The organism is Paraburkholderia sp. SIMBA_027 (assembly GCF_046535315.1).
In the GTDB taxonomy this organism is placed as follows: domain Bacteria; phylum Pseudomonadota; class Gammaproteobacteria; order Burkholderiales; family Burkholderiaceae; genus Paraburkholderia; species Paraburkholderia tropica.
The window spans coordinates 1-335 of sequence record NZ_JAWRWY010000243.1 but is presented as its reverse complement, the minus strand read 5'-3'; the positions used below and the strand labels follow the sequence as shown (position 1 = coordinate 335).

Below are 335 nucleotides of genomic sequence, written 5' to 3'. Positions count from 1 at the left end.
CAGCAGTTCGCACAGCTTAGTCCAGAGCTTCTGATTGGTAGCGCCCATCACGAAGTAGCCGTCTCGCGCCTTCACGGCCTGGTAGGGCGCGCTCATCTTGTTGCTGGTGCCGAGCGGCGTCGGCGGCACGCCCGTGCCCCAGTATTCCGACATGTCCCAGATCGAGAAGGCCATGACCGAATCGAACAGCGACGCATCGATGTGCTGGCCCTCGCCGGTCTTCTGCGCGCCGATGTAGGCCGACAGCAGGCCGTAGACCGCGAACAGCGCGCAGCCGATGTCCGCCACCGGCACCCCGGCCTTGACGGGCTTGCCGCCCTTGTAGCCGGTCACGC

General features: G+C 66.0%; 1 protein-coding gene. It reads right to left on the bottom strand.

What is annotated here, in order from left to right; all coding sequences use genetic code 11:
- Window positions 1-335: CoA transferase (locus SB764_RS38955; protein WP_410866606.1), on the bottom strand; the 335-nt coding region annotated here is incomplete at both ends.